At 53.1% G+C, this 23,937-nt stretch carries 18 protein-coding genes, 2 tRNA genes and 3 other RNA genes; 13 read left to right on the top strand and 10 right to left on the bottom strand.

The features are described from left to right. Window positions 1-297: 297 nt before the first annotated feature. From IB212_RS12715 to narI, 4 genes are read left to right on the top strand one after another with little or no spacing between them, the layout of a single operon-like run. Window positions 298-4,041 carry a nitrate reductase subunit alpha gene (locus tag IB212_RS12715; protein WP_041909592.1) on the top strand — a complete coding sequence of 1,248 codons (3,744 nt, stop codon included), beginning with the start codon at window positions 298-300 and terminating at the stop codon, window positions 4,039-4,041. Next, window positions 4,038-5,573: a nitrate reductase subunit beta gene (gene narH / locus IB212_RS12710; RefSeq protein WP_028013444.1), complete on the top strand. Its 1,536-nt coding sequence runs from the start codon at window positions 4,038-4,040 to the stop codon at window positions 5,571-5,573. Before IB212_RS12715 ends, narH begins: the two co-directional genes overlap by 4 nt. After that, window positions 5,570-6,280: a nitrate reductase molybdenum cofactor assembly chaperone gene (narJ, locus tag IB212_RS12705; protein WP_045630577.1), complete on the top strand. Its 711-nt coding sequence runs from the start codon at window positions 5,570-5,572 to the stop codon at window positions 6,278-6,280. Before narH ends, narJ begins: the two co-directional genes overlap by 4 nt. After that, the gene (narI, locus tag IB212_RS12700; RefSeq protein WP_021240339.1) at window positions 6,280-6,957 is read left to right on the top strand and encodes a respiratory nitrate reductase subunit gamma; all 678 of its coding nucleotides are present in this window, start codon (window positions 6,280-6,282) and stop codon (window positions 6,955-6,957) included. Before narJ ends, narI begins: the two co-directional genes overlap by 1 nt. Here the strand turns inward: narI and IB212_RS12695 are convergent. After that, window positions 6,954-7,850, bottom strand: coding sequence for a DMT family transporter (locus IB212_RS12695; RefSeq protein WP_188246023.1), 897 nt, complete (start codon window positions 7,848-7,850; stop codon window positions 6,954-6,956). The genes narI and IB212_RS12695 overlap by 4 nt on opposite strands. A gap of 107 nt (window positions 7,851-7,957) precedes the next feature. Here IB212_RS12695 and IB212_RS12690 point away from each other — a divergent pair, with 107 nt between their 5' ends. Continuing rightward, complete coding sequence (locus IB212_RS12690; RefSeq protein WP_041909598.1) at window positions 7,958-8,401, top strand: Lrp/AsnC family transcriptional regulator; 444 nt, start codon at window positions 7,958-7,960, stop codon at window positions 8,399-8,401. 84 nt (window positions 8,402-8,485) lie between these two features. Here IB212_RS12690 and IB212_RS12685 read toward each other — a convergent pair. From IB212_RS12685 to IB212_RS12655, 7 genes are all read right to left on the bottom strand, one after another. Continuing rightward, window positions 8,486-8,616, bottom strand: a non-coding RNA gene (locus IB212_RS12685) — RtT sRNA. A 44-nt stretch (window positions 8,617-8,660) separates the two neighbouring features. Beyond that, window positions 8,661-8,791, bottom strand: a non-coding RNA gene (locus IB212_RS12680) — RtT sRNA. Between the two features lie 44 nt (window positions 8,792-8,835). Then, a non-coding RNA gene (locus IB212_RS12675) (RtT sRNA) lies at window positions 8,836-8,966 on the bottom strand. A gap of 44 nt (window positions 8,967-9,010) precedes the next feature. Then, a tRNA-Tyr gene (locus IB212_RS12670) sits at window positions 9,011-9,095 on the bottom strand. Between the two features lie 35 nt (window positions 9,096-9,130). Continuing rightward, a tRNA-Tyr gene (locus IB212_RS12665) sits at window positions 9,131-9,215 on the bottom strand. Window positions 9,216-9,373: 158 nt separating this feature from the next. Beyond that, entirely contained in the window at window positions 9,374-10,216 is an 843-nt protein-coding gene (purU, locus tag IB212_RS12660) for a formyltetrahydrofolate deformylase (protein WP_041909600.1), read from the bottom strand. A gap of 46 nt (window positions 10,217-10,262) precedes the next feature. Continuing rightward, complete coding sequence (locus IB212_RS12655) at window positions 10,263-10,721, bottom strand: YchJ family protein (RefSeq protein WP_041909602.1); 459 nt, start codon at window positions 10,719-10,721, stop codon at window positions 10,263-10,265. Between the two features lie 114 nt (window positions 10,722-10,835). Between IB212_RS12655 and rssA the strand changes: the two genes are divergently transcribed. The 3 genes from rssA to galU all read left to right on the top strand — a co-directional run bounded on the left by rssA (window position 10,836) and on the right by galU (window position 13,951). Then, complete coding sequence (rssA, locus tag IB212_RS12650) at window positions 10,836-11,738, top strand: patatin-like phospholipase RssA (RefSeq protein WP_028013437.1); 903 nt, start codon at window positions 10,836-10,838, stop codon at window positions 11,736-11,738. 90 nt (window positions 11,739-11,828) lie between these two features. Further along, entirely contained in the window at window positions 11,829-12,842 is a 1,014-nt protein-coding gene (gene rssB, locus IB212_RS12645) for a two-component system response regulator RssB (protein ID WP_028013436.1), read from the top strand. Window positions 12,843-13,042: 200 nt separating this feature from the next. After that, entirely contained in the window at window positions 13,043-13,951 is a 909-nt protein-coding gene (galU, locus tag IB212_RS12640; protein ID WP_028013435.1) for a UTP--glucose-1-phosphate uridylyltransferase GalU, read from the top strand. A 198-nt stretch (window positions 13,952-14,149) separates the two neighbouring features. Here galU and hns read toward each other — a convergent pair whose 3' ends face one another. After that, entirely contained in the window at window positions 14,150-14,563 is a 414-nt protein-coding gene (hns, locus tag IB212_RS12635) for a histone-like nucleoid-structuring protein H-NS (protein WP_028013434.1), read from the bottom strand. A gap of 548 nt (window positions 14,564-15,111) precedes the next feature. On the opposite strand from hns, the gene tdk reads away from it, so the two are divergent. Further along, window positions 15,112-15,726, top strand: coding sequence for a thymidine kinase (gene tdk / locus IB212_RS12630; RefSeq protein ID WP_028013433.1), 615 nt, complete (start codon window positions 15,112-15,114; stop codon window positions 15,724-15,726). A 65-nt stretch (window positions 15,727-15,791) separates the two neighbouring features. On the opposite strand, the gene adhE is transcribed toward tdk, so the two are convergent. Further along, entirely contained in the window at window positions 15,792-18,470 is a 2,679-nt protein-coding gene (gene adhE, locus IB212_RS12625; protein ID WP_028013432.1) for a bifunctional acetaldehyde-CoA/alcohol dehydrogenase, read from the bottom strand. Window positions 18,471-18,948: 478 nt separating this feature from the next. Here adhE and IB212_RS12620 point away from each other — a divergent pair, with 478 nt between their 5' ends. From IB212_RS12620 to oppC, 4 genes are all read left to right on the top strand, one after another. Continuing rightward, the gene (locus IB212_RS12620) at window positions 18,949-19,596 is read left to right on the top strand and encodes a YchE family NAAT transporter (protein WP_041909604.1); all 648 of its coding nucleotides are present in this window, start codon (window positions 18,949-18,951) and stop codon (window positions 19,594-19,596) included. Window positions 19,597-20,367: 771 nt separating this feature from the next. Continuing rightward, window positions 20,368-21,999 carry an oligopeptide ABC transporter substrate-binding protein OppA gene (oppA, locus tag IB212_RS12615; RefSeq protein ID WP_028013430.1) on the top strand — a complete coding sequence of 544 codons (1,632 nt, stop codon included), beginning with the start codon at window positions 20,368-20,370 and terminating at the stop codon, window positions 21,997-21,999. Between the two features lie 83 nt (window positions 22,000-22,082). Then, window positions 22,083-23,003 carry an oligopeptide ABC transporter permease OppB gene (gene oppB, locus IB212_RS12610; RefSeq protein ID WP_028013429.1) on the top strand — a complete coding sequence of 307 codons (921 nt, stop codon included), beginning with the start codon at window positions 22,083-22,085 and terminating at the stop codon, window positions 23,001-23,003. A 14-nt stretch (window positions 23,004-23,017) separates the two neighbouring features. Continuing rightward, on the top strand, window positions 23,018-23,926 hold the full coding sequence (gene oppC / locus IB212_RS12605) for an oligopeptide ABC transporter permease OppC (RefSeq protein ID WP_188245572.1): 909 nt from the start codon (window positions 23,018-23,020) through the stop codon (window positions 23,924-23,926). Window positions 23,927-23,937 lie beyond the last annotated feature (11 nt).

Below are 23,937 nucleotides of genomic sequence, written 5' to 3'. Positions count from 1 at the left end.
GTCATCTGCAGGTAACACTGTGATCGCCATCGCTTTGCAGGTATGTCTACCCCTTAATACCTGAGATGTTAAATTTTGCCGGGGTTATTGTACGACGAATAATAAATATCTTTATAAATCATTTATTTATTCGTTTTAAAAGTATACCGCTTTGGTGGTATTTGGTCTAACCCCTCCTTTTACAGTCCCTCTTCGTCTTGATCGTTATCAATTCTCCCCCTCTTTCAGGGCGTTACCTTCGCTGCAAATCAGCAATGTCGATTTAGAGAGCCACAGGCTCCATACAGGAGATACCCGATGAGCAAATTTTTGGACCGGTTTCGCTACTTCAAACAGAAGGGTGAAACTTTTGCCGATGGGCACGGCCAGGTTCTGGATACCAACCGGGACTGGGAAGACGGTTACCGCCAGCGCTGGCAGCATGACAAAGTCGTCCGTTCTACCCACGGCGTAAACTGCACTGGCTCATGTAGCTGGAAGATTTTCGTTAAAAACGGTCTGGTGACATGGGAAATGCAGCAGACCGACTATCCGCGCACCCGTCCGGATATGCCGAACCATGAACCGCGCGGCTGCCCGCGCGGGGCCAGCTACTCCTGGTATCTCTACAGCGCCAACCGTCTGAAATATCCGCTGATGCGCAAACGCCTGATGAAAATGTGGCGTGAAGCGAAAGTGCAGCACAGCGACCCGGTAGATGCGTGGGCCTCTATCATTGAAGATGCCGACAAAGCGAAAAGCTTCAAGCAGGCGCGCGGTCGCGGCGGTTTCGTTCGTTCTTCCTGGAAAGAGGTGAACGAGCTGATTGCCGCCTCCAACGTCTATACCGTAAAAACCTACGGTCCTGACCGCGTGGCGGGCTTCTCGCCAATCCCGGCGATGTCGATGGTCTCTTACGCTTCCGGCGCGCGCTACCTGTCGCTTATCGGCGGGACCTGCCTGAGCTTCTACGACTGGTATTGTGACCTGCCGCCTGCCTCTCCGCAGACCTGGGGTGAGCAGACCGACGTGCCGGAATCCGCCGACTGGTACAACTCCAGTTACATTATCGCCTGGGGCTCTAACGTGCCGCAGACCCGTACCCCGGACGCGCACTTCTTTACCGAAGTCCGCTACAAAGGGACCAAAACCGTTGCGGTCACCCCGGACTACGCGGAAATCGCCAAGCTGTGCGACCTGTGGCTGGCACCGAAACAGGGTACCGATGCCGCGATGGCGATGGCGATGGGCCACGTCATGCTGCGCGAATTCCACCTCGACAAACCGAGCCAGTATTTCACCGACTACGTGCGTCGCTACACCGACATGCCGATGCTGGTGATGCTGGAAGAGCGTGAGGGCTACTATGCCGCGGGCCGCACGCTGCGCGCCGCCGATCTGGTGGACGCGCTGGGCCAGGAAAACAACCCTGAGTGGAAAACCGTTGCCTATAACAGCAACGGCGAGCTGGTGGCGCCAAACGGCTCTATCGGCTTCCGCTGGGGCGAGAAGGGCAAGTGGAACCTTGAGCAGCGCAACAGCACCACCGGTGAAGAGACGGAGCTGCGCCTCAGCATGTTGGGCAGCCAGGACGAGATCGCCGAGGTTGGCTTCCCGTACTTTGGCGGTGAAGGTTCCGAGCACTTCAACAAGGTTGAACTGAAAAACGTGCTGATGCACAAGCTGCCGGTTAAACGCCTGCAGCTGGCCGACGGTTCTACCGCGCTGGTCACCACCGTCTATGACCTGACCATGGCGAACTACGGCCTGGAGCGCGGTCTGAACGACGAAAACTGCGCAACCAGCTATGACGACGTGAAGGCCTACACCCCGGCCTGGGCGGAGCAGATCACCGGCGTACCGCGCGCGCAGATCGTTCGTATCGCCCGCGAGTTTGCTGAAAACGCCGACAAGACCCACGGTCGCTCGATGATCATCGTGGGTGCCGGTCTGAACCACTGGTATCACCTCGATATGAACTATCGCGGCCTGATCAACATGCTGATCTTCTGCGGCTGCGTCGGTCAGAGCGGCGGCGGCTGGGCGCACTACGTGGGCCAGGAAAAACTGCGTCCGCAGACCGGCTGGCAGCCGCTGGCGTTTGCCCTTGACTGGCAGCGTCCGGCACGTCACATGAACAGCACCTCCTACTTCTATAACCACTCCAGCCAGTGGCGCTACGAGACGGTTACTGCGCAGGAACTGCTGTCGCCGATGGCGGATAAATCCCGCTACAGCGGCCACCTGATTGATTTCAACGTGCGCGCTGAACGCATGGGCTGGCTGCCGTCTGCGCCGCAGCTGGGCACTAACCCGCTGCGCATTGCACAAGAGGCGAAGCAAGCGGGCATGTCACCGGTGGATTACACCGTCAAATCCCTGAAGGAAGGCTCCATCCGCTTCGCGGCAGAACAGCCTGAGAACGGCAAAAACCATCCGCGCAACCTGTTCATCTGGCGTTCCAACCTGCTGGGCTCGTCCGGTAAAGGTCACGAGTACATGCTGAAATACCTGCTGGGCACCGAGAACGGTATTCAGGGTAAAGACCTCGGCAAGCAGGGCGGCGTGAAGCCAGAAGAAGTGGAGTGGAAAGACAACGGTCTGGACGGCAAGCTGGATCTGGTGGTGACGCTGGACTTCCGTCTGTCCAGCACCTGCCTGTACTCCGATATCGTGCTGCCAACCGCCACCTGGTACGAAAAAGACGACATGAATACCTCGGACATGCATCCGTTTATTCATCCGCTGTCTGCCGCCGTTGACCCGGCGTGGGAATCGAAAAGCGACTGGGATATCTACAAAGACATCGCGAAGAAATTCTCCGAAGTCTGCGTAGGTCACCTGGGCAAAGAGACCGACGTGGTGACGCTGCCAATCCAGCACGACTCCGCTGCCGAACTGGCGCAGCCGCTTGACGTGAAGGACTGGAAAAAAGGCGAATGCGACCTGATCCCGGGCGTGACCGCGCCGCACATCATTCCGGTTGAACGTGATTACCCGGCAACCTACGAGCGCTTTACCTCCATCGGCCCGCTGATGGAGAAAATCGGTAACGGCGGCAAAGGCATCGCCTGGAACACCCAGAGCGAAATGGACCTGCTGCGCAAGCTCAATTACACCAAAGCAGACGGCCCGGCCAAAGGCCAGCCAATGCTCAACACGGCAATTGATGCGGCGGAGATGATCCTGACCCTGGCACCGGAAACCAACGGCCACGTGGCGGTGAAAGCGTGGGCGGCCCTGAGTGAATTTACCGGTCGCGACCACACGCATCTGGCGAAGAATAAAGAGGAAGAGAAAATCCGCTTCCGCGATATCCAGGCCCAGCCGCGCAAGATTATCTCCAGCCCGACCTGGTCTGGTCTGGAAGATGAGCATGTGTCCTATAACGCTGGTTATACCAACGTTCACGAGCTGATCCCATGGCGCACGCTTTCCGGTCGTCAGTCACTGTATCAGGACCACCAGTGGATGCGCGACTTCGGTGAAAGCCTGCTGGTGTACCGTCCGCCAATCGACACCCGCTCCGTAACCGCAGTTATGGGCGCGAAATCGAACGGTAACCCTGAGAAGGCGCTGAACTTCCTGACGCCGCACCAGAAGTGGGGTATCCACTCCACCTACAGCGACAACCTGCTGATGCTGACCCTGTCGCGCGGTGGTCCGATTGTCTGGATGAGCGAAGCGGACGCCAAAGACTTAGGTATCGAAGATAACGACTGGATTGAAGTGTTCAACAGCAACGGCGCCCTGACGGCGCGTGCGGTGGTGAGCCAGCGCGTACCGGCCGGGATGACCATGATGTACCACGCGCAGGAACGTATCGTGAACCTGCCGGGTTCAGAGATCACCGAGCAGCGCGGCGGTATTCACAACTCCGTGACCCGTATTACGCCGAAGCCGACCCACATGATCGGTGGCTATGCGCAGCTGGCCTACGGCTTTAACTACTACGGCACCGTAGGATCGAACCGCGATGAGTTCGTGGTGGTACGTAAGATGAAGAATATTAACTGGTTAGACGGCGAAGGTAATGACCAGGTACAGGAGAGCGTAAAATGAAAATTCGTTCACAAGTCGGCATGGTGCTGAATCTGGATAAGTGCATCGGCTGCCACACCTGTTCAGTGACCTGTAAAAACGTCTGGACCAGCCGCGAAGGTATGGAGTACGCCTGGTTCAACAACGTGGAAAGTAAGCCGGGCACCGGCTTCCCGACCGACTGGGAAAACCAGGAGAAGTGGAAGGGCGGCTGGATCCGCAAAATCAACGGCAAGCTGCAGCCGCGCATGGGTAACCGCGCAATGTTGCTGGGTAAAATCTTCGCTAACCCGCACCTGCCGGGCATTGAGGACTATTACGAGCCGTTTGATTACGACTACCAGAACCTGCACAACGCGCCGGAAAGCAAACACCAGCCGATCGCCCGCCCTCGCTCGCTGATCACTGGTCAGCGCATGGACAAAATTACCAGCGGTCCAAACTGGGAAGAAATTCTGGGCGGCGAGTTCGAAAAGCGCGCCAAAGACCAGAACTTCGAGAACATGCAGAAGGCGATGTACGGCCAGTTCGAAAACACCTTCATGATGTATCTGCCGCGCCTGTGCGAACACTGCCTGAACCCGGCGTGCGTCGCGACCTGCCCGAGCGGTGCCATCTACAAGCGTGAAGAAGACGGCATCGTGCTGATCGACCAGGACAAGTGCCGCGGCTGGCGCATGTGCATCACCGGCTGCCCGTACAAAAAAATCTACTTCAACTGGAAGAGCGGTAAGTCAGAGAAGTGCATCTTCTGCTACCCGCGTATTGAAGCCGGTATGCCGACCGTCTGCTCCGAGAGCTGCGTAGGTCGTATTCGTTACCTCGGCGTGCTGCTGTACGACGCGGACGCGATTGAGAATGCCGCAAGCACCGAGAATGAGAAAGATCTCTATCAGCGTCAACTGGACGTATTCCTCGATCCGAACGATCCGAAGGTGATTGAGCAGGCGCTGAAAGACGGCATTCCGCAGAGCGTCATCGACGCCGCGCAGCAGTCTCCGGTGTACAAAATGGCGATGGACTGGAAGCTGGCCCTGCCGCTGCACCCGGAATACCGCACCCTGCCGATGGTCTGGTACGTGCCGCCGCTGTCTCCGATTCAGTCTGCGGCTGACGCGGGCGAGCTGGGCAGCAACGGCATTCTGCCTGACGTGGAAAGCCTGCGTATCCCGGTTCAGTACCTGGCCAACCTGCTGACCGCCGGTGATACCCAGCCGGTACTGCTGGCGCTGAAACGTATGCTGGCGATGCGCCACTTCAAACGTGCGGAAACCGTTGACGGCGTGAACGATACCCGCGCGCTGGAAGAGGTCGGCCTGACCGAAGCGCAGGCGCAGGAGATGTACCGCTATCTGGCAATCGCTAACTACGAAGATCGTTTCGTGGTGCCAAGCAGCCACCGCGAGCTGGCCCGCGAGGCCTTCCCGGAGAAAAGCGGGTGTGGCTTTACCTTTGGCGACGGTTGCCACGGGTCAGACAGTAAATTCAACCTGTTCAACAGCCGCCGCATCGACGCCATGGATGTGACCAGCAAAACGGAGCCGCACCAATGATTGAACTCATCATTGTTTCGCGTCTGCTCGAGTACCCGGATGCTGCGCTTGCGCAGCATCAACAGGAACTCTTTGATGCACTCGCGTCATCTGAAAACCTGGATAAAGAGGATGCCCAGCGGCTTGGCGTTTTCCTCCGCGATCTGCTGGCACGCGATCTGCTCGACGCGCAGGCGGACTACAGCCAGCTGTTTGACCGCGGGCGCGCGACGTCGCTACTGCTGTTTGAACACGTTCACGGGGAATCCCGCGACCGCGGTCAGGCGATGGTGGACCTGATGGCTCAGTACGAGCAGCACGGCCTGCAGCTCGACAGCCGCGAGCTGCCGGACCACCTGCCGCTGTACCTGGAGTATCTGGCGCAGCTGCCGAAAGAAGAGGCGCTGGGCGGTCTGCAGGATATCGCCCCGATTCTTGCGCTGCTCGGCGCGCGTCTACAGCAGCGTGAGAGCCGCTATGCCGTACTGTTCGATCTGCTGGTGAAGCTGGCGAACGCCTCTGTAGACAGTGAAAAAGTGGCGGAGAAAATCGCGGATGAAGCCCGGGACGATACCCCGCAAGCGCTGGATGCGGTCTGGGAAGAAGAGCAGGTGAAATTCTTTGCTGACCAGAACTGCGGCGAGTCTGAAATCTCCGCTCACCAGCGTCGTTTTGCCGGCGCGGTTGCCCCGCAATATTTGAATATCTCTAACGGAGGACGGCACTAATGCACTTCCTGAATATGTTCTTCTTTGACATTTACCCGTATATCGCGGGCACCGTGTTCCTGGTGGGAAGCTGGCTGCGCTATGACTACGGCCAGTACACCTGGCGTGCTGCCTCCAGCCAGATGCTGGACCGCAAAGGGATGCACGTCGCGTCTAACCTGTTCCACATCGGTATTTTGGGGATTTTTGCCGGTCACTTCCTTGGGATGCTGACGCCGCACTGGATGTACGAAGCGTGGCTGCCGATTGAAGTGAAGCAGAAGATGGCGATGATCGCCGGTGGTGCCTGCGGTGTGATGACCCTGGTGGGTGGCCTGCTGCTGCTGAAACGTCGTCTGTTCAGCCCGCGCGTGCGTGCAACCACCACTGCAGCGGACATCCTGATCCTCTCCCTGCTGATGGTGCAGTGTGCGCTGGGTCTGCTGACTATTCCATTCTCTGCGCAGCATATGGACGGCAGTGAAATGATGAAGCTGGTGGGGTGGGCGCAGTCCGTCGTGACCTTCCACGGCGGAGCGTCTGAGCACCTGGACGGCGTGGCGTTTATCTTCCGCGTTCACCTTGTGCTGGGGATGACGCTGTTTGTGCTGTTCCCGTTCTCCCGTCTGGTGCACATCTGGAGCGCGCCGGTGGAGTACCTGACGCGCAAATACCAGATTGTGCGTGCCCGTCGCTAATTCAGCGTCTTGACACCAACCCCGCATTCGCGGGGTTTTTTTTCGCCCCAGCCCAGGTTGTTGCCCGCTGCAGCAAACAGGATCAACGCGCCGCCCGCCAGCTGCGTCAGGTTCAGCGAGTGTCCGAACACCAGGTTATCGACAACGATCGCCACCACCGGATAGATAAACGACAGGGAGCCGGTAATGGGGGTAGGTAGCTTCTGAATCGCGCTGTAGAGCAGCTGATACATAATGCCGGTATGGACGATGCCGAGCGTCAGCAGGATCGGCCAGGGAAAATCACCGGAAAATGACGGCCGGCTGGCAAACGGCAGAAGCATCACGACGCCCGTCAGCACCTGAATAAAGGCAATATGCTGCGGTGCGATTGTTTTCAGTTTGCGCGCAATGATTGCCGTCAGCGCGTAGAAGAAGGCCGCGGCCATTGCCAGACCAATACCCGCCAGCCATTTAGTGTCGTGGGTGCCGGTCAGCTCGCTGGAGAGCAGTATCACCACGCCGCCGAAGGCGAGGAACAGCCAGCCCCATTTCACCACGCTGACGCGCTCGCCTAAAAACATCCCCATCAGGACCAGCATAAACGGCTGGGTGTTATAGACCACGGTCGAAAGACCAATAGAGATCCGCTCATAGGCTGCGAAGAGCAGCAGCCAGTTCACCACTAATGCCACACCGCCGAGAATCGCCAGCAGCAGCGTGGTGCGGGTGAGGGGGCTAAAGGGCTTTTGACTTACCCGGATAAAAATGAAAAGCGCTATTGCCCCAATAAGGCAGCGCCAGAACACCACTTCCGTCACCGGCAGACCGCTGAGCAAAACAAACGCGCCGATAGAGCCGGAAATTAACATCGCCAGACTCATCTGCCAGACGCCTTTATGTAAATCACGCATTATTCACCTCCTGATTAATAACGCTATTGTCGGAAATCGCTGTTGGGTTTTACAGGGATGAGATAAGGTTGAAGGTGTTAACTGCATTTTTAAATTAGGTGAAACGAGTGGAATACCTTATTGATGATATCGATCGGCAAATTTTAGCCTGCCTGGTTGAGGATGCGCGCATGTCGTTGAAGGTGCTCAGCGGCCGCATTGGCCTGACCTCACCCAGCACGGCAGAGCGTCTGAAGCGGCTGGAAGAGCGCGGTGTGATTCAGGGGTATGGCGCACGTGTGAATCTCGCGGCGCTGGGGTATACGCTGCAGGCGCTGGTACGGGTGCGGCCTTTGCCGGGGCTGTTGCATAAGGTGGATAAATACATACAGGCGATGCCGGAGTGTATTGAGAGCGACAAGGTGACCGGGGAAGACTGCTTTGTGATTAGGCTGGTGGTGCGATCGATAGAACAACTGGATGCGCTGCTGGACGGGCTGGCGGAGCATGCCCAATGTAATACGTCGATTGTGAAAAGTTCGCCGGTGAAGCGTCGTTTGCCGCCAATGTAGTCGTCTGTCGTCGGGTGGCGGCTGCGCCTTACCCGGCCTACGAAGGCGGACTCGGTTCGATTTTGTTCGGGTTTTTTGAAGTGATGGTGGTGGGGGAAGGATTACTCGGCGCGTTGCGCCTCGCCCTTCGGGTCGTTGCCTGCGGCAACGCTTTCTCGCTGCGCTCGAATCGAACCTTAGTCGAAGCTTCTCATCCTTCCCCTTGCGGAAATACATGATGCACGGTGCGAGCAGAATGTTAAGTGTCATTTGAAAGTGATGGTGGTGGGGGAAGGATTACTCGGCGCGTTGCGCCTCGCCCTTCGGGTCGTTGCCTGCGGCAACGCTTTCTCGCTGCGCTCGAATCGAACCTTAGTCGAAGCTTCTCATCCTTCCCCTTGCGGAAATACATGATGCACGGTGCGAGCAGAATGTTAAGTGTCATTTGAAAGTGATGGTGGTGGGGGAAGGATTACTCGGCGCGTTGCGCCTCGCCCTTCGGGTCGTTGCCTGCGGCAACGCTTTCTCGCTGCGCTCGAATCGAACCTTAGTCGAAGCTTCTCATCCTTCCCCTTGCGGAAATACATGATGCACGGTGCGAGCAGAATGTTAAGTGTCATTTGAAAGTGATGGTGGTGGGGGAAGGATTCGAACCTTCGAAGTCGATGACGGCAGATTTACAGTCTGCTCCCTTTGGCCGCTCGGGAACCCCACCAGGGGTAATTCAAATTTTGAGGTCGTGCTGAGAGATGGTGGTGGGGGAAGGATTCGAACCTTCGAAGTCGATGACGGCAGATTTACAGTCTGCTCCCTTTGGCCGCTCGGGAACCCCACCACGGGGTAATGCTTTTTTACTGGCCTGCTTCCTGCTGGAAGCGGGGCGCATCATATCAAATGAGACGCCCCTGTAAAGCATTCCTTTAGGGAAAAGAAGCTGTTTGCCTGCTTTTTATCCGTAAAGGCGCAAAGCTAATCAATTCATTTTCCGAAAGATTAAAGAATGATGGTTCTGTTACCGTAGACAAAGACACGCTGCGCCAGCACCTGATACAGGGCACGACTCAACACGTTCTTCTCAACGTCACGTCCGGCGCGCATCATATCTTCTGCGGTGTAGGTGTGATCCACGTGAATCACGTCCTGCATGATGATTGGACCTTCGTCCAGATTGTCATTCACGTAGTGCGCGGTTGCGCCGATGATCTTCACGCCGCGCTCGTACGCCTGGTGATAAGGCCGCGCGCCAATAAAGGCCGGCAGGAACGAGTGGTGAATGTTGATAATCTTGTTCGGGAAGCGGGCGACGAAGGAAGGCGTCAGCACGCGCATATATTTCGCCAGCACCACGTAGTCCGGGTTATGCACTTCAATGGCAGCAGCCATTAGGTTGTCGTGCTCTTCACGGGTATGGCCTTCATGGCTCACCAGCTCAAACGGAATATCAAAACGCTCAACCAGCGTGCGCAGAGTTTCGTGGTTGCCAATAACAGCGGCAATTTCTACGTCCAGGCCACCGTAATTGGCCTTCATCAACAGATCGCCCAGGCAGTGAGCTTCTTTCGTCACCAGAATCACAATGCGACGACGGCCCGCAGGATTCAGCTCACGCACGGAACCGTCCGGCAGCGCGCTGTCCAGATCGGCCAGCAGGGTGGTGTCGTTGAAAATGCCTTCCAGTTCGGTACGCATGAAGAAGCGGCCGGTACGGTGGTCAACGAACTCGTTGTTCTGCACGATATTCAGTTCATGCTTGTAGCAAATATTGGTAATTCGTGCGATCAGCCCTTTTTGATCGGGACAGATAGTGCGCAGAACTTTACGTTGTAATGATTGCATCGCCGGGAAATCCTGTTTGTATTTGCGAAGTCTGGGTTGTCAGGCGTTACTGCCCGCAACACTTTTTGAATTTTTTTCCTGAACCACAAGGGCAGGTATCGTTACGACCAAACTGTGGACGCGTACCGTCAATATAATACCACTGCCCGCTTTCCTTTAAGAACCGGGAACGCTCGATAATGGCGCCAGGCCTGGCGTTCTCGGTAAAACGGGCAACAAAGCTGACAAAGCCTTCGTCGTGGTGGCTACCGGGTGAAGATTCAAACACGGTAAGCCCAAGCCAGTGGGTGTTGGCGAACCCGGCTTCGATCTCCTGTCGGAAATCGGCGGCGTGGCAGGACGGGTGCCAGGTTTTTATCAGGTAGTCTGCGTCTTTGATCACAAAAGCAGTATACCGTGAACGCATGAGGTGTGACGGATCCGGTGCAACCTGATTGCCAGAAAGATATCGCTGGCAACATAGGCTATACTCCAGAGCGCTACCACAGGGGCAGAGTTGAGACACGATTCTCTTCCTGGAACAAAAAATAAGGGCGTAAAACGCCTCGGGTAGCACTATGTTAACTGAGCAGTTGCGTTGACGCTATGTCAGGAATCCAGGGGAAGTCAAACAGGGCTAATGAGAAAGGTTAAAATTGGACTGGCGCTGGGATCAGGTGCAGCCCGGGGATGGTCTCATATCGGCGTGATTAATGCCTTAAACAAGATGGGCGTTGACGTTGATATCGTAGCAGGATGTTCAATCGGATCGCTTGTCGGCTCCGCCTACGCGTGCGGCAAGCTTCCGGATCTCGAAACCTGGGTGCGCTCCTTCAGCTATTGGGACGTGCTGCGTCTGATGGATCTCTCCTGGCAGCGCGGTGGGCTGTTGCGCGGCGAACGCGTCTTTAACCAGTTCCGCCGGGTGATGCCTCTCGAAGACTTTACTGACTGCCGGATGCCTTTCGGCGCCGTCGCAACCAATCTCAGCACAGGCCGTGAACTCTGGCTGACCGAAGGGGATATTCACCTTGCGGTGCGTGCTTCATGCAGTATTCCTGGGCTTATGGCGCCCGTGCCCCATAACGGTTACTGGCTTGTCGATGGTGGCGTCGTGAACCCGGTTCCCATCTCTCTGACGCGCGCCATGGGGGCGGACATCGTCATCGCCGTTGATTTGCAGCACGACGCTCATCTGATGCAGCAAGACCTTATGCCGGTCAATCTGCAGAGCGAAGATGCCGACGTTGAAAAGCTTGCCTGGCATGAACGCCTGCGCGGAAGAATTGGTCGCCTGGCCGCACGACGCTCGGTTGCCGCACCGACGGCCATGGAGATCATGACCACCTCAATTCAGGTTCTTGAGAATCGCCTTAAACGTAACCGTATGGCTGGCGATCCTCCGGATATTCTTATTCAGCCTTACTGTCCGCAAATCTCTACCCTTGATTTCCATCGGGCTGAGGCCGCCATCGCAGCGGGCTCGCTAGCCGTCGAAAAGAAAATAGACGAGTTGCTGCCGTTTGTGCGAACAGCACGTTAAGCACCTTTTTTGACTACTTCAGCAAAATCTGACAGGCGATAGTGCCGATAGCATGCCACTATTTAGTAACTGTCAGCCAGGGGAGGAACCATGACGCAGCCATTGGCCGGAAAACACATTTTGATTGTTGAAGACGAGCCCGTTTTCCGATCGCTACTGGATTCGTGGTTATCCTCGCTGGGAGCAAACACTTTACTGGCTGAAGATGGTGTCGACGCGCTGGAAAAAATGACCGGTATTACGCCCGATCTGATGATTTGCGACATCGCGATGCCGCGAATGAATGGGCTGAAACTGGTTGAACATCTGCGCAACGAGGGTGACCAGATGCCCATTCTGGTGATCTCCGCGACAGAAAATATGGCGGATATTGCCAAAGCATTACGTCTTGGCGTTCAGGATATTTTGCTGAAACCCGTCAAAGATCTGAACCGGTTACGTGAGACGGTATTAGCGTGCCTTTATCCAAATATGTTTAATTCCCGCGTTGAGGAAGAGGAACGCCTTTTTCAGGACTGGGACGCGCTGGTGAGTAATCCGCCAGCGGCGGCGAAATTGTTGCAAGAACTTCAGCCTCCCGTTCAGCAAACTATTTCCCACTGCCGCGTAAACTATCGCCAGCTGGTGGCGGCCGATCAGCCTGGGCTGGTGCTGGATATTGCACCTCTGTCTGATTCCGACCTCGCATTTTATTCTCTGGACGTAACCCGTGCAGGGGATAATGGCGTATTAGCTGCATTGTTACTTCGCGCACTCTTTAATGGATTATTGCAGGAACAGTTATCACATCAGGGACAACGGCTCCCTGAGTTAGGCAGTTTACTCAAACAGGTAAACCAGCTTTTTCGTCAGGCCAATTTACCCGGACAGTTCCCGCTGCTGGTTGGTTATTACCATAGCGGTTTAAAGAATCTTATCCTCGTTTCTGCAGGTCTCAACGCGTCACTGAATACCGGGGAACACCATATTCAGGTGAGTAACGGGGTGCCGCTTGGAACACTGGGAACGGCGTATCTAAATCAAATTAGCCATCGCTGTTCTTCCTGGCAGTGCCAAATTTGGGGTGCCGGGGGAAGGCTTCGCTTAATGTTGTCCACGGAATAAGCAATTGGATCTTAATTTTAAGATTGCTTTACCTGTGTTTTCTCGGGAGTGCTACTATCGCTGCCCAGATTCATGCGTATTTGTCCTAATTCATCGGCAACGCGTTCTTTTCAGACCCGGACTGCGGGGCGAGGCTGATATACTCAACGCGTTATTTATTGCATAAAAGTTCAAAACTTGAACAGCTCAGGAGAATTTGAATGGCTGCCCTAAATTCGAAAGTCAGAAAGGCCGTCATCCCGGTAGCGGGATTGGGGACCAGGATGTTACCAGCAACTAAGGCGATCCCTAAAGAGATGCTGCCTCTGGTTGATAAGCCATTAATCCAGTATGTCGTTAATGAGTGTATCGCGGCCGGCATTACTGAAATTGTGCTGGTTACGCATTCATCTAAAAACTCTATCGAAAACCACTTCGATACAAGTTTTGAACTCGAAGCCATGCTGGAAAAACGCGTTAAGCGTCAGCTGTTAGAAGAAGTTCAGTCTATTTGCCCTCCGCACGTCACCATTATGCAGGTTCGTCAGGGGCTGGCTAAAGGTCTGGGCCACGCGGTTATGTGTGCACACCCGGTTGTGGGTGATGAGCCCGTCGCGGTTATTCTGCCTGACGTGATTCTGGATGAATACGAATCCGATCTCTCCCAGGACAACCTGGCTGAGATGATCCACCGCTTCGACGAAACGGGCTGCAGCCAGATCATGGTTGAGCCAGTTGAAGACGTGACCGCTTACGGTGTGGTTGACTGCAAGGGCGTGAACCTTGAGCCAGGCGAAAGCGTGCCAATGGTTGGTGTCGTAGAGAAGCCTAAAGCCGACGTAGCGCCGTCTAATCTGGCAGTGGTGGGTCGCTATGTCCTGAGTGCTGAAATCTGGCCACTGCTGGCGAAAACGCCTCCAGGAGCAGGGGATGAAATCCAGCTGACGGATGCCATTGATATGCTGATCGAGAAAGAGACCGTTGAGGCTTACCACATGAAAGGTAAGAGCCATGACTGCGGTAATAAGCTCGGTTATATGCAGGCGTTCGTTGAATACGGCATTCGCCATAATACGCTGGGTGAAGAATTTAAAGGCTGGCTCAAAGAGAGTATGGGTATTAAGAAATAATCCAGGCGTAAATCTATGAAACCGGTGTGGCGCTGCCCACCGGTTTTTTTATGCCCATAAAACGCCATGACCAGCCTGTTTGTAAGCGAAACTAAATAGCCAAATAACGCTTTATGACGGAGTGTAAGTGGATGTTAGTGATAAATTGCGGGCAAAAAAAATCCCACCAGAGGCGGGATTTTTCTGAATTCGGCTTGATTAATCCTTGATCAGGAAGTCATCCAGCTGTTTACCTTGCTCATCCATAGCTTTCTTGATTACAGCAGGAGTACGGCCCTGGCCGGTCCAGGTTTTAGTTTCGCCGTTCTCATCAACATAGCTATATTTAGCAGGACGGGCAGCGCGTTTTGCTTTGGTACCGGTTTTTGCAGCAGCAATGCTGTTCAGCAATTCATTTGGATCGATACCATCAGCAATCAGCATTTCACGATATTGTTGCAGTTTACGCGTACGCTCTTCGATTTCAGCTGCAGCAGCGCTTTCTTCTTCGCGACGTTCATTAACTACAACTTCTAATTTTTCCAGCATTTCTTCGAGCGTTTCAAGGGTACATTCTCTTGCCTGCGCACGAAGAGTACGGATGTTGTTCAGAATTTTAAGTGCTTCGCTCATTGTAGTAATCTCAAACTTATAATGGGGGGTGGTTTGTTGACCTAATAATAGAGCCATAAATTCAGATGTGCAATAGCCAGGAATGTAAGGAATTCAAAAAATACTAAATAAAGCCGCTATTATTAATTACGCTAACTTAAATTTCCTCTTTGGCAGTCTCGCTTGTTATCACGATAACCTGCTTAACCCCGCCGCTTGCATCTTTTTTTTGTGACATTTGCCGCAGGAATTATAGTTTCGGCGGATAAATATCAGCCTTTTGTATTAGTTCCAGGCGACGGTGTTAAGGCAGGAATAGTTAATAAATAGTGAATTTTAATGAACGCAGATTCCACTATAAAAAGAAGTGTTATGTTTGGTTAACCATATAACCAATTCACCAGCATGACCGTCATTACTCTCTGTTTTAGCGGATTATTTTTGCGAAAAGACGGCGTTTTACACCTTTCAGCACGGCATCGTTTGTGCGGCGTGTCGCTGATGACCAGACAAAATATGGTACAATGAATCATCGGGAATATTACACATTGATTAGGGTTTTACGGCCAATGGCACAACTTTATTTCTACTATTCGGCAATGAATGCCGGGAAATCCACCGCACTGCTGCAATCCTCATACAATTACCAGGAACGAGGAATGCGTACCGTTGTTTATACCGCTGAAATCGACGATCGCTTCGGTGCAGGGAAGGTGAGTTCCAGAATCGGCCTCTCTTCGCCAGCCAGGCTGTTTAACCCGCAAACTGACCTGCTGGAGGATATCCGCGCTGCGCATGCGTCAGAGCCCATTCACTGCGTGCTGGTTGATGAGAGCCAGTTCCTGACACGTGAACAGGTGCACGCGCTCTCTGAAGTGGTTGATGAGCTCGATATCCCCGTTCTGTGCTACGGGCTGCGTACGGACTTCCGCGGGGAGTTGTTTGCCGGAAGCCAGTATTTGCTTGCCTGGTCAGATAAGCTGGTTGAACTAAAAACTATCTGTTTCTGCGGACGCAAGGCCAGCATGGTGCTTCGTCTCGACCAGGCTGGAAAACCTTATGCGGACGGTGAGCAGGTGGTGATTGGTGGCAATGAACGCTATGTGTCGGTCTGTCGTAAGCATTATAAGGAAGCGTTGTCCGTAGGCTCGCTGACGGCGATCCAGCACGACAACAGAAAATAATATCCGCCGTTATTCAGACATAAAAAAACCCGCCATACAGGCGGGTTTTTTCCTGAGGCTGTCAGTTAAGCGCTTTTCTTCGCTTTCTTGTCAGCTTTAATGACCGGAGCTTCTGTTTTCACAGCAGCAACGTCACCTTCTTTGAACTCACGACCGTAGTAGGTATCCAGCAGAATCTGTTTCAGCTCGGAGATCAGTGGGTAGCGCGGGTTAGCACCAGTACACTGGTCATCGAAGGCATCTTCAGACAGCTTGTCTACGTGAGCGAGGAAGTCAGCTTCCTGAACGCCTGCTTCACGGATAGATTTAGGAATACCCAGTTCAGCTTTCAGGCTTTCCAGCCATGCCAGCAGTTTCTCAATCTTCGCAGCAGTACGGTCGCCCGGTGCGCTCAGACCAAGGTGGTCAGCGATTTCAGCATAACGACGGCGCGCTTGCGGACGGTCATACTGGCTGAACGCAGTCTGCTTGGTTGGGTTGTCGTTGGCGTTATAGCGGATAACGTTGCTGATCAACAGGGCGTTCGCCAGACCGTGAGGAATGTGGAACTGTGAACCCAGCTTGTGCGCCATAGAGTGGCAAACACCCAGGAAGGCGTTCGCAAACGCGATACCGGCGATGGTTGCTGCACTGTGGACACGTTCACGTGCTACAGGGTTTTTAGAACCTTCGTTGTAGGACGCTGGCAGGTTTTCTTTCAGCAGTTTCAGAGCCTGCAGAGCCTGACCGTCAGAGAACTCAGACGCCAGTACAGAAACGTAGGCTTCCAGCGCGTGAGTCACGGCATCCAGACCACCGAACGCACACAGAGACTTCGGCATTTCCATTACCAGGTTGGCATCAACGATAGCCATATCTGGCGTCAGCGCGTAGTCAGCCAGCGGGTATTTCTGACCTGTTGCGTCATCTGTTACTACCGCGAATGGCGTCACTTCTGAGCCGGTACCGGAAGTAGTGGTGACGGCGATCATTTTCGCTTTCACGCCCATTTTCGGGAACTTGTAGATACGTTTACGGATGTCCATAAAGCGCAGCGCCAGCTCTTCGAAGTGGGTTTCCGGATGTTCGTACATAACCCACATGATTTTCGCGGCGTCCATTGGGGAGCCACCACCCAGTGCGATAATCACATCTGGTTTGAAGGAGTTCGCCAGTTCAGCACCCTTGCGTACAACGCTCAGGGTTGGGTCAGCTTCAACTTCGAAGAACACTTCAGTTTCGACGCCAGCCGCTTTCAGCACAGAGGTGATCTGGTCAGCGTAGCCGTTGTTGAACAGGAAACGGTCAGTCACGATGAGCGCACGTTTGTGGCCATCAGTAATCACTTCATCCAGCGCGATTGGCAGAGAGCCACGGCGGAAGTAGATAGATTTCGGAAGTTTGTGCCACAACATGTTTTCAGCTCGCTTAGCAACGGTTTTCTTGTTGATCAGGTGTTTTGGACCAACGTTTTCAGAGATGGAGTTACCACCCCAGGAACCACAACCCAGAGTCAGGGAAGGTGCGAGTTTGAAGTTATACAGGTCACCGATACCACCCTGAGAAGCAGGGGTGTTAATCAGGATACGGGCAGTTTTCATCATCTGACCGAAGTGGGCGACACGCTCTGGCTGGTTATCCTGGTCGGTGTACAGACATGAGGTATGACCGATACCGCCCATAGCAACCAGCTTCTCGGCTTTTTCTACCGCGTCTTCGAAATCTTTCGCACGGTACATAGCAAGCGTAGGAGACAGTTTTTCGTGAGCAAACGGCTCGCTTTCGTCGACAACTTTAACTTCACCGATCAGGATCTTGGTGGTCGCCGGAACGGTAAAGCCTGCGAGTTCAGCGATTTTATAGGCTGGCTGACCTACGATAGCAGCGTTCAGCGCGCCATTTTTCAGGATAATGTCCTGAACCGCTTTCAGCTCTTTGCCCTGCAGCAGGTAGCCGCCGTGGCTGGCGAAACGCTCGCGTACTGCGTCGTACACGGAATCAACAACAACTACAGACTGTTCAGATGCACAGATAACGCCGTTATCGAAGGTTTTAGACATCAGCACAGACGCAACAGCACGTTTGATGTCAGCGGTTTCATCGATAACAACGGGGGTGTTACCTGCGCCTACACCGATTGCTGGTTTACCGGAGCTGTATGCTGCTTTAACCATACCAGGACCACCGGTCGCCAGAATCAGGTTAATGTCCGGGTGATGCATCAGCGCGTTAGACAGTTCAACAGAAGGTTGGTCGATCCAGCCAATCAGATCTTTTGGTGCGCCCGCAGCAATTGCTGCCTGCAGAACAATGTCTGCTGCTTTATTTGTTGCGTCTTTCGCACGTGGATGTGGAGAGAAGATGATTGCGTTACGGGTCTTCAGGCTGATCAGCGATTTGAAGATAGCTGTTGAAGTAGGGTTAGTCGTTGGAACAATACCGCAAATGATGCCGATAGGTTCGGCGATGGTGATCGTCCCGAAGGTGTCGTCTTCAGACAGAACGCCACAGGTTTTCTCATCTTTATAGGCGTTGTAGATATACTCAGAAGCAAAGTGGTTTTTGATCACTTTATCTTCAACGATACCCATGCCAGATTCGGCAACGGCCATTTTAGCGAGAGGGATTCGAGCATCTGCAGCAGCCAGAGCGGCCGCGCGGAAGATTTTATCAACCTGTTCTTGGGTGAAATTGGCATATTCACGCTGGGCTTTTTTTACGCGCTCGACGAGGGCGTTCAGTTCAGCGATATTAGTAACAGCCATAATGCTCTCCTGATAATGTTTAAACTCTTTTAGTAAACCAGCGCTCGATACGTCAGACAGTATAGACAGTGCCAATACGACTTGCGTTACATAAAGTAAAACAAAGGGTTACTTTATGCTCCAGTACACTAATTTACTAAAAGAGCCTTACCTTAGCATCATCCCTTTTTGTCAGGTGACCTCCCTGGGGGCGTAATCAAGATTACTCACTTCTGAGTACGGAAATCATGATCTGCGTCAATTTTCCACCAAGCTGATACCTTTCAGCAGGGTTATTTAATGGATATATTTCCACTGTTAATTAATTAAGTAACTATTGGAAGTGACGATATCATTGTCTCAACATATGTTTAACATTCTGAAATGCTAACGTTTTGGCACAGATTTCTGGTGAAGTATGCTAATAAAAAGCGTATCTTCAGCGCGATTTTTCCTAACAATGTAACTGTCCCGGGCATGCGCAAAAGCGGAGCAAAACGTGATCCAAACGCTCTTTGATTTTCCAACGTATTTCAAATTTTTTATTGGTCTGTTTGCCCTGGTCAACCCGGTGGGGATCATTCCTGTCTTCATTAGTATGACCAGTTACCAGACGGCGGCGGCCCGGAACAAAACCAATCTTACCGCTAACCTGTCTGTGGCAATCATTTTGCTCACCTCGCTTTTCCTGGGTGATGCCATTCTCCAGCTCTTTGGCATCTCGATTGACTCCTTCCGCATTGCGGGTGGGATCCTGGTGGTGACCATTGCCATGTCTATGATCAGCGGTAAGCTGGGTGAGGATAAGCAGAACAAGCAGGAAAAGTCAGAAACCGCCATCCGCGAAAGTATCGGCGTGGTTCCGCTGGCATTGCCCCTCATGGCCGGGCCGGGTGCCATCAGTTCAACCATTGTTTGGGGCACGCGTTACCATAGCCTCATGCATTTAATTGGTTTTTCTGTCGCGATTGCCGTTTTCGCGCTCTGTTGCTGGGGCGTCTTCCGCATGGCGCCGTTGCTGGTACGCCTGCTGGGGCAGACCGGCATCAACGTTATTACGCGTATCATGGGGCTGCTGTTAATGGCACTCGGGATCGAATTCATTGTCACGGGTATTAAAAGCATTTTCCCCGGCTTGTTACATTGATATTTCATACGAAAGAACGGCGCTTCGGCGCCGTTTTTTTGTATCAATATCAGCAAATCATATAAATAAAGTTGAAAAGCTTACCTGTCATAATAAATTCTACTAATAATGTTCATCTCATATATTTCATAGGGTTATGAATTCATCTCAAGCCTGCCTGCACAGAAAATCTTCGAACACACTGTTATTTTACTCACACGATAGTCTTGGGCTTGCTGCGGGATAACCGAAATGATATTAGTAATTTCAACATTTCGTTAGATGAATGTGCTAAATAATAATCAATTGTTAAATTTTCGTACAAAACTACGCGATGATAATGCAGCGACGCGCCAGAAGGGAAAATCTTCCATATTGGTTTGAATTTTAAGTATTTTTTAGGGTGCTCAACGTATGGAAGGGCTGGGCAGGACGATACGGCCTGGGCCGTAAAAGAGAATTGCTTAACAAATTTGCAAAATGTATTGGCGCGTGTTTACGCCATTTGATACTTTCCGGCCTACTATTTTGCAGCCTAAAACAAGTAGATGAGAATTATTTTCATATAATCCTCTTCTCAGATATCCAGCACAGGTCTCAAACAGGGGAGGCCTGGCAAGAATCGACGCAAGACGGCCATACGAGCGGTCAGTAATAAAAAAGTCGGTGATAGCAAGCAGTAAAAAAAGAACCTGACAGCAGCAAAAAAAAACTCCTGCGCTGTACAGGCCCCAACAGGGGATTAGACAGCTGGCGAAAGCCAGTAATTATAATGAGTGGAGTACCAACACAATGTCCATCATCACAAAAAAAAATCTGGTAGCGGCGGGGATTTTAACTGCGCTAATCGCGGGAAACGCTGCAATGGCTGCGGACGTTCCTGCAGGTGTTCAACTGGCGGAAAAACAGACGCTGGTGCGTAACAACGGTGCGGAAGTTCAGTCTCTCGATCCGCATAAAATTGAAGGCGTTCCTGAGTCAAACGTTAACCGCGACCTGTTCGAAGGTCTGCTGGTGACTGACGTAGACGGCCACCCGGCACCGGGTGTGGCAGAAAAGTGGGAAAATAAAGATTTCAAAGTCTGGACCTTCCATCTGCGTAAAGATGCCAAATGGTCCGACGGTACACCGGTTACCGCCGAAGATTTCGTATATAGCTGGCAGCGCCTGGCGAATCCAAATACCGCCTCTCCGTATGCGAGCTATCTGCAGTATGGCCACATCGCCAATATCGATGACATTATCGCCGGTAAAAAGCCGGTCACCGACCTGGGCGTGAAGGCGATCGATGCTAATACCTTTGAAGTGACGTTGAGCGAACCTGTTCCGTACTTCTATAAGCTGCTGGTTCACCCATCCGTCTCGCCGGTACCAAAATCCGCCGTGGAAAAATTTGGTGAAAAATGGACGCAGCCTGCCAATATCGTGACCAACGGCGCCTATAAGCTGAAAGACTGGGTGGTCAACGAACGTATGGTGCTGGAGCGTAACCCGCAGTACTGGGATAACGCGAAGACCGTGATTAATCAGGTCACCTACCTGCCAATCTCTTCCGAAGTGACCGACGTTAACCGCTACCGCAGCGGTGAAATCGACATGACCTATAACAACATGCCGATTGAACTGTTCCAGAAGCTGAAGAAAGAGATCCCGAAAGAAGTTCACGTCGATCCATATCTGTGCACCTATTATTACGAAATCAACAACCAGAAAGCACCGTTCACCGACGTGCGCGTTCGTACTGCGCTGAAGCTGGCACTGGATCGCGATATCATCGTGAACAAAGTGAAAAACCAGGGCGATCTGCCGGCGTACAGCTACACGCCTCCGTATACCGATGGGATGAAACTGGTTGAGCCTGAGTGGTTCAAATGGTCGCAAGAAAAACGTAACGAAGAAGCGAAAAAACTGCTGGCTGAAGCAGGATACACCGCAGACAAGCCGCTGACGTTCAACCTGCTGTATAACACCTCAGATCTGCATAAAAAACTGGCGATTGCCGTCGCGTCTATCTGGAAGAAAAACCTGGGCGTGAACGTTAAGCTGGAAAACCAGGAGTGGAAAACCTTCCTCGATACGCGTCATCAGGGGACCTTCGACGTGGCGCGTGCGGGCTGGTGTGCGGACTATAACGAACCGACATCATTCCTGAACACTATGCTCAGCGACAGTTCAAACAACACGGCGCACTATAAGAGCCCGGCGTTTGACAAGATCATCGCTGAAACCCTGAAAGTGTCTGACGATGCGCAGCGTGCAGAGCTGTACGCGAAATCAGAAGAACAGCTCGATAAAGACTCTGCAATTGTACCGGTTTACTACTACGTTAACGCCCGTCTGGTGAAACCATGGGTAGGGGGTTATACCGGTAAAGACCCGTTGGATAATATTTCCGTTAAGAATCTTTATATTATCAAGCATTAATGGCAATACGTGGGGCGAGCCTGGCTTGCCCCACTGTGTCTACTTTGTAACATTCATCAGGCACACGCCAGAAGGTACGGGCAATGTTGAAATTTATCCTGCGTCGCTGTTTAGAAGCGATACCAACGTTATTTATTCTAATTACGATTTCCTTTTTTATGATGCGTCTCGCGCCGGGAAGTCCATTTACCGGTGAACGTACGTTGCCGCCAGAAGTCATGGCCAACATCGAAGCGAAGTATCACTTAAACGATCCCATCACCACCCAATACTTCAACTATCTGAAGCAGCTGGCGCACGGTGATTTTGGACCGTCATTTAAATATAAAGACTATTCCGTTAACGATCTGGTGGCCTCCAGCTTCCCGGTCTCGGCAAAACTGGGTGCTGCAGCATTCATTCTGGCCGTCGTTCTCGGAGTCACCGCAGGCGTTATCGCCGCGCTCAGACAAAATACCAAATGGGATTATGCCGTAATGGGGGTGGCAATGACCGGGGTAGTCATACCCAGCTTCGTTGTCGCGCCATTGCTGGTGATGATATTTGCCATCACGCTGAAATGGCTGCCCGGGGGCGGCTGGAACGGCGGGGCATTGAAGTTCATGATTTTGCCGATGGTGGCATTATCGCTGGCCTACATCGCCAGTATCGCGCGTATTACCCGTGGTTCAATGATCGAAGTGCTGCACTCAAACTTCATCCGCACCGCGCGCGCGAAAGGGCTGCCGATGCGCCGGATCATCTTCCGCCACGCGCTTAAGCCGGCGCTGCTGCCTGTGCTTTCCTATATGGGACCGGCATTCGTCGGCATCATTACGGGTTCAATGGTTATCGAAACAATTTACGGCCTGCCGGGTATTGGTCAACTGTTCGTAAACGGGGCGCTTAACCGTGACTACTCGCTCGTTCTGAGCCTCACGATCCTCGTGGGCGCACTGACCATTCTCTTTAACGCCGTTGTCGATGTGCTGTATGCCGTTATCGACCCGAAAATTCGTTACTAACGCTGGAGCACGCCATGATGTTGAGTAAGAAAAACAGCGAGGCGCTGGAAAACTTCAGTGAAAAACTGGAAGTAGAAGGTCGTAGCCTCTGGCAGGACGCGCGCCGTCGCTTTATGCATAACCGTGCGGCGGTCGCCAGCCTGGTTGTGCTGGTGATCATCGCGCTGTTTGTCACCCTGGCGCCGATGCTGTCGCAATTTACCTATTTCGATACGGACTGGGGCATGATGTCCAGTTCGCCTGATATGGAGTCCGGCCACTATTTCGGTACCGATTCATCCGGCCGTGATTTGCTGGTGCGCGTGGCGATTGGTGGCCGTATTTCTCTGATGGTCGGTATCGCCGCCGCGCTGGTGGCGGTGATCGTGGGGACGCTTTACGGCGCGCTTTTCGGCTACCTTGGCGGCAAAGTAGACTCGGTGATGATGCGTCTCCTGGAAATCCTGAACTCCTTCCCGTTTATGTTCTTCGTGATTTTGCTGGTGACCTTCTTCGGCCAGAACATCCTGTTGATCTTCGTGGCCATCGGGATGGTTTCCTGGCTGGATATGGCGCGTATCGTGCGCGGCCAGACGCTGAGCCTCAAACGCAAAGAGTTTATCGAAGCGGCGCAGGTAGGGGGGGTATCAACCAGTAATATCGTGGTTCGTCATATCGTGCCTAACGTGCTGGGCGTGGTGGTGGTCTATGCCTCACTGCTGGTGCCAAGCATGATTCTGTTTGAATCCTTCCTCAGCTTCCTGGGGCTGGGCACGCAGGAGCCACTGAGCAGCTGGGGTGCGCTGCTGAGCGACGGCGCAAACTCGATGGAAGTTTCACCGTGGCTGCTGCTTTATCCGGCGGGTTTCCTGGTCGTTACCCTGTTTTGTTTTAACTTTATCGGCGATGGCCTGCGTGATGCCCTCGACCCGAAAGACCGTTAAGGAGCGCCGTC

It is taken from the genome of Enterobacter sp. E12, from assembly GCF_014596715.2.
In the GTDB taxonomy this organism is placed as follows: Bacteria; Pseudomonadota; Gammaproteobacteria; order Enterobacterales; family Enterobacteriaceae; genus Enterobacter; species Enterobacter bugandensis.
Note: the sequence above shows the minus strand (reverse complement) of the source record. Positions and strands in the feature narration are given on the sequence as shown.

Excerpts from the sequence above, each read along its gene's own strand:
- oppA (WP_028013430.1), top strand. The coding sequence starts at position 20,368 with ATGTCCATCATCACAAAAAAAAATCTGGTAGCGGCGGGGATTTTAACT.
- oppB (WP_028013429.1), top strand. The coding sequence starts at position 22,083 with ATGTTGAAATTTATCCTGCGTCGCTGTTTAGAAGCGATACCAACGTTA.
- narJ (WP_045630577.1), top strand. The coding sequence starts at position 5,570 with ATGATTGAACTCATCATTGTTTCGCGTCTGCTCGAGTACCCGGATGCT.
- oppC (WP_188245572.1), top strand. The coding sequence starts at position 23,018 with ATGATGTTGAGTAAGAAAAACAGCGAGGCGCTGGAAAACTTCAGTGAA.
- adhE (WP_028013432.1), bottom strand. The coding sequence starts at position 18,470 with ATGGCTGTTACTAATATCGCTGAACTGAACGCCCTCGTCGAGCGCGTA.
- galU (WP_028013435.1), top strand. The coding sequence starts at position 13,043 with ATGGCTGCCCTAAATTCGAAAGTCAGAAAGGCCGTCATCCCGGTAGCG.
- IB212_RS12695 (WP_188246023.1), bottom strand. The coding sequence starts at position 7,850 with ATGCGTGATTTACATAAAGGCGTCTGGCAGATGAGTCTGGCGATGTTA.
- rssA (WP_028013437.1), top strand. The coding sequence starts at position 10,836 with ATGAGAAAGGTTAAAATTGGACTGGCGCTGGGATCAGGTGCAGCCCGG.
- tdk (WP_028013433.1), top strand. The coding sequence starts at position 15,112 with ATGGCACAACTTTATTTCTACTATTCGGCAATGAATGCCGGGAAATCC.
- narI (WP_021240339.1), top strand. The coding sequence starts at position 6,280 with ATGCACTTCCTGAATATGTTCTTCTTTGACATTTACCCGTATATCGCG.
- narH (WP_028013444.1), top strand. The coding sequence starts at position 4,038 with ATGAAAATTCGTTCACAAGTCGGCATGGTGCTGAATCTGGATAAGTGC.
- purU (WP_041909600.1), bottom strand. The coding sequence starts at position 10,216 with ATGCAATCATTACAACGTAAAGTTCTGCGCACTATCTGTCCCGATCAA.
- rssB (WP_028013436.1), top strand. The coding sequence starts at position 11,829 with ATGACGCAGCCATTGGCCGGAAAACACATTTTGATTGTTGAAGACGAG.
- hns (WP_028013434.1), bottom strand. The coding sequence starts at position 14,563 with ATGAGCGAAGCACTTAAAATTCTGAACAACATCCGTACTCTTCGTGCG.
- IB212_RS12715 (WP_041909592.1), top strand. The coding sequence starts at position 298 with ATGAGCAAATTTTTGGACCGGTTTCGCTACTTCAAACAGAAGGGTGAA.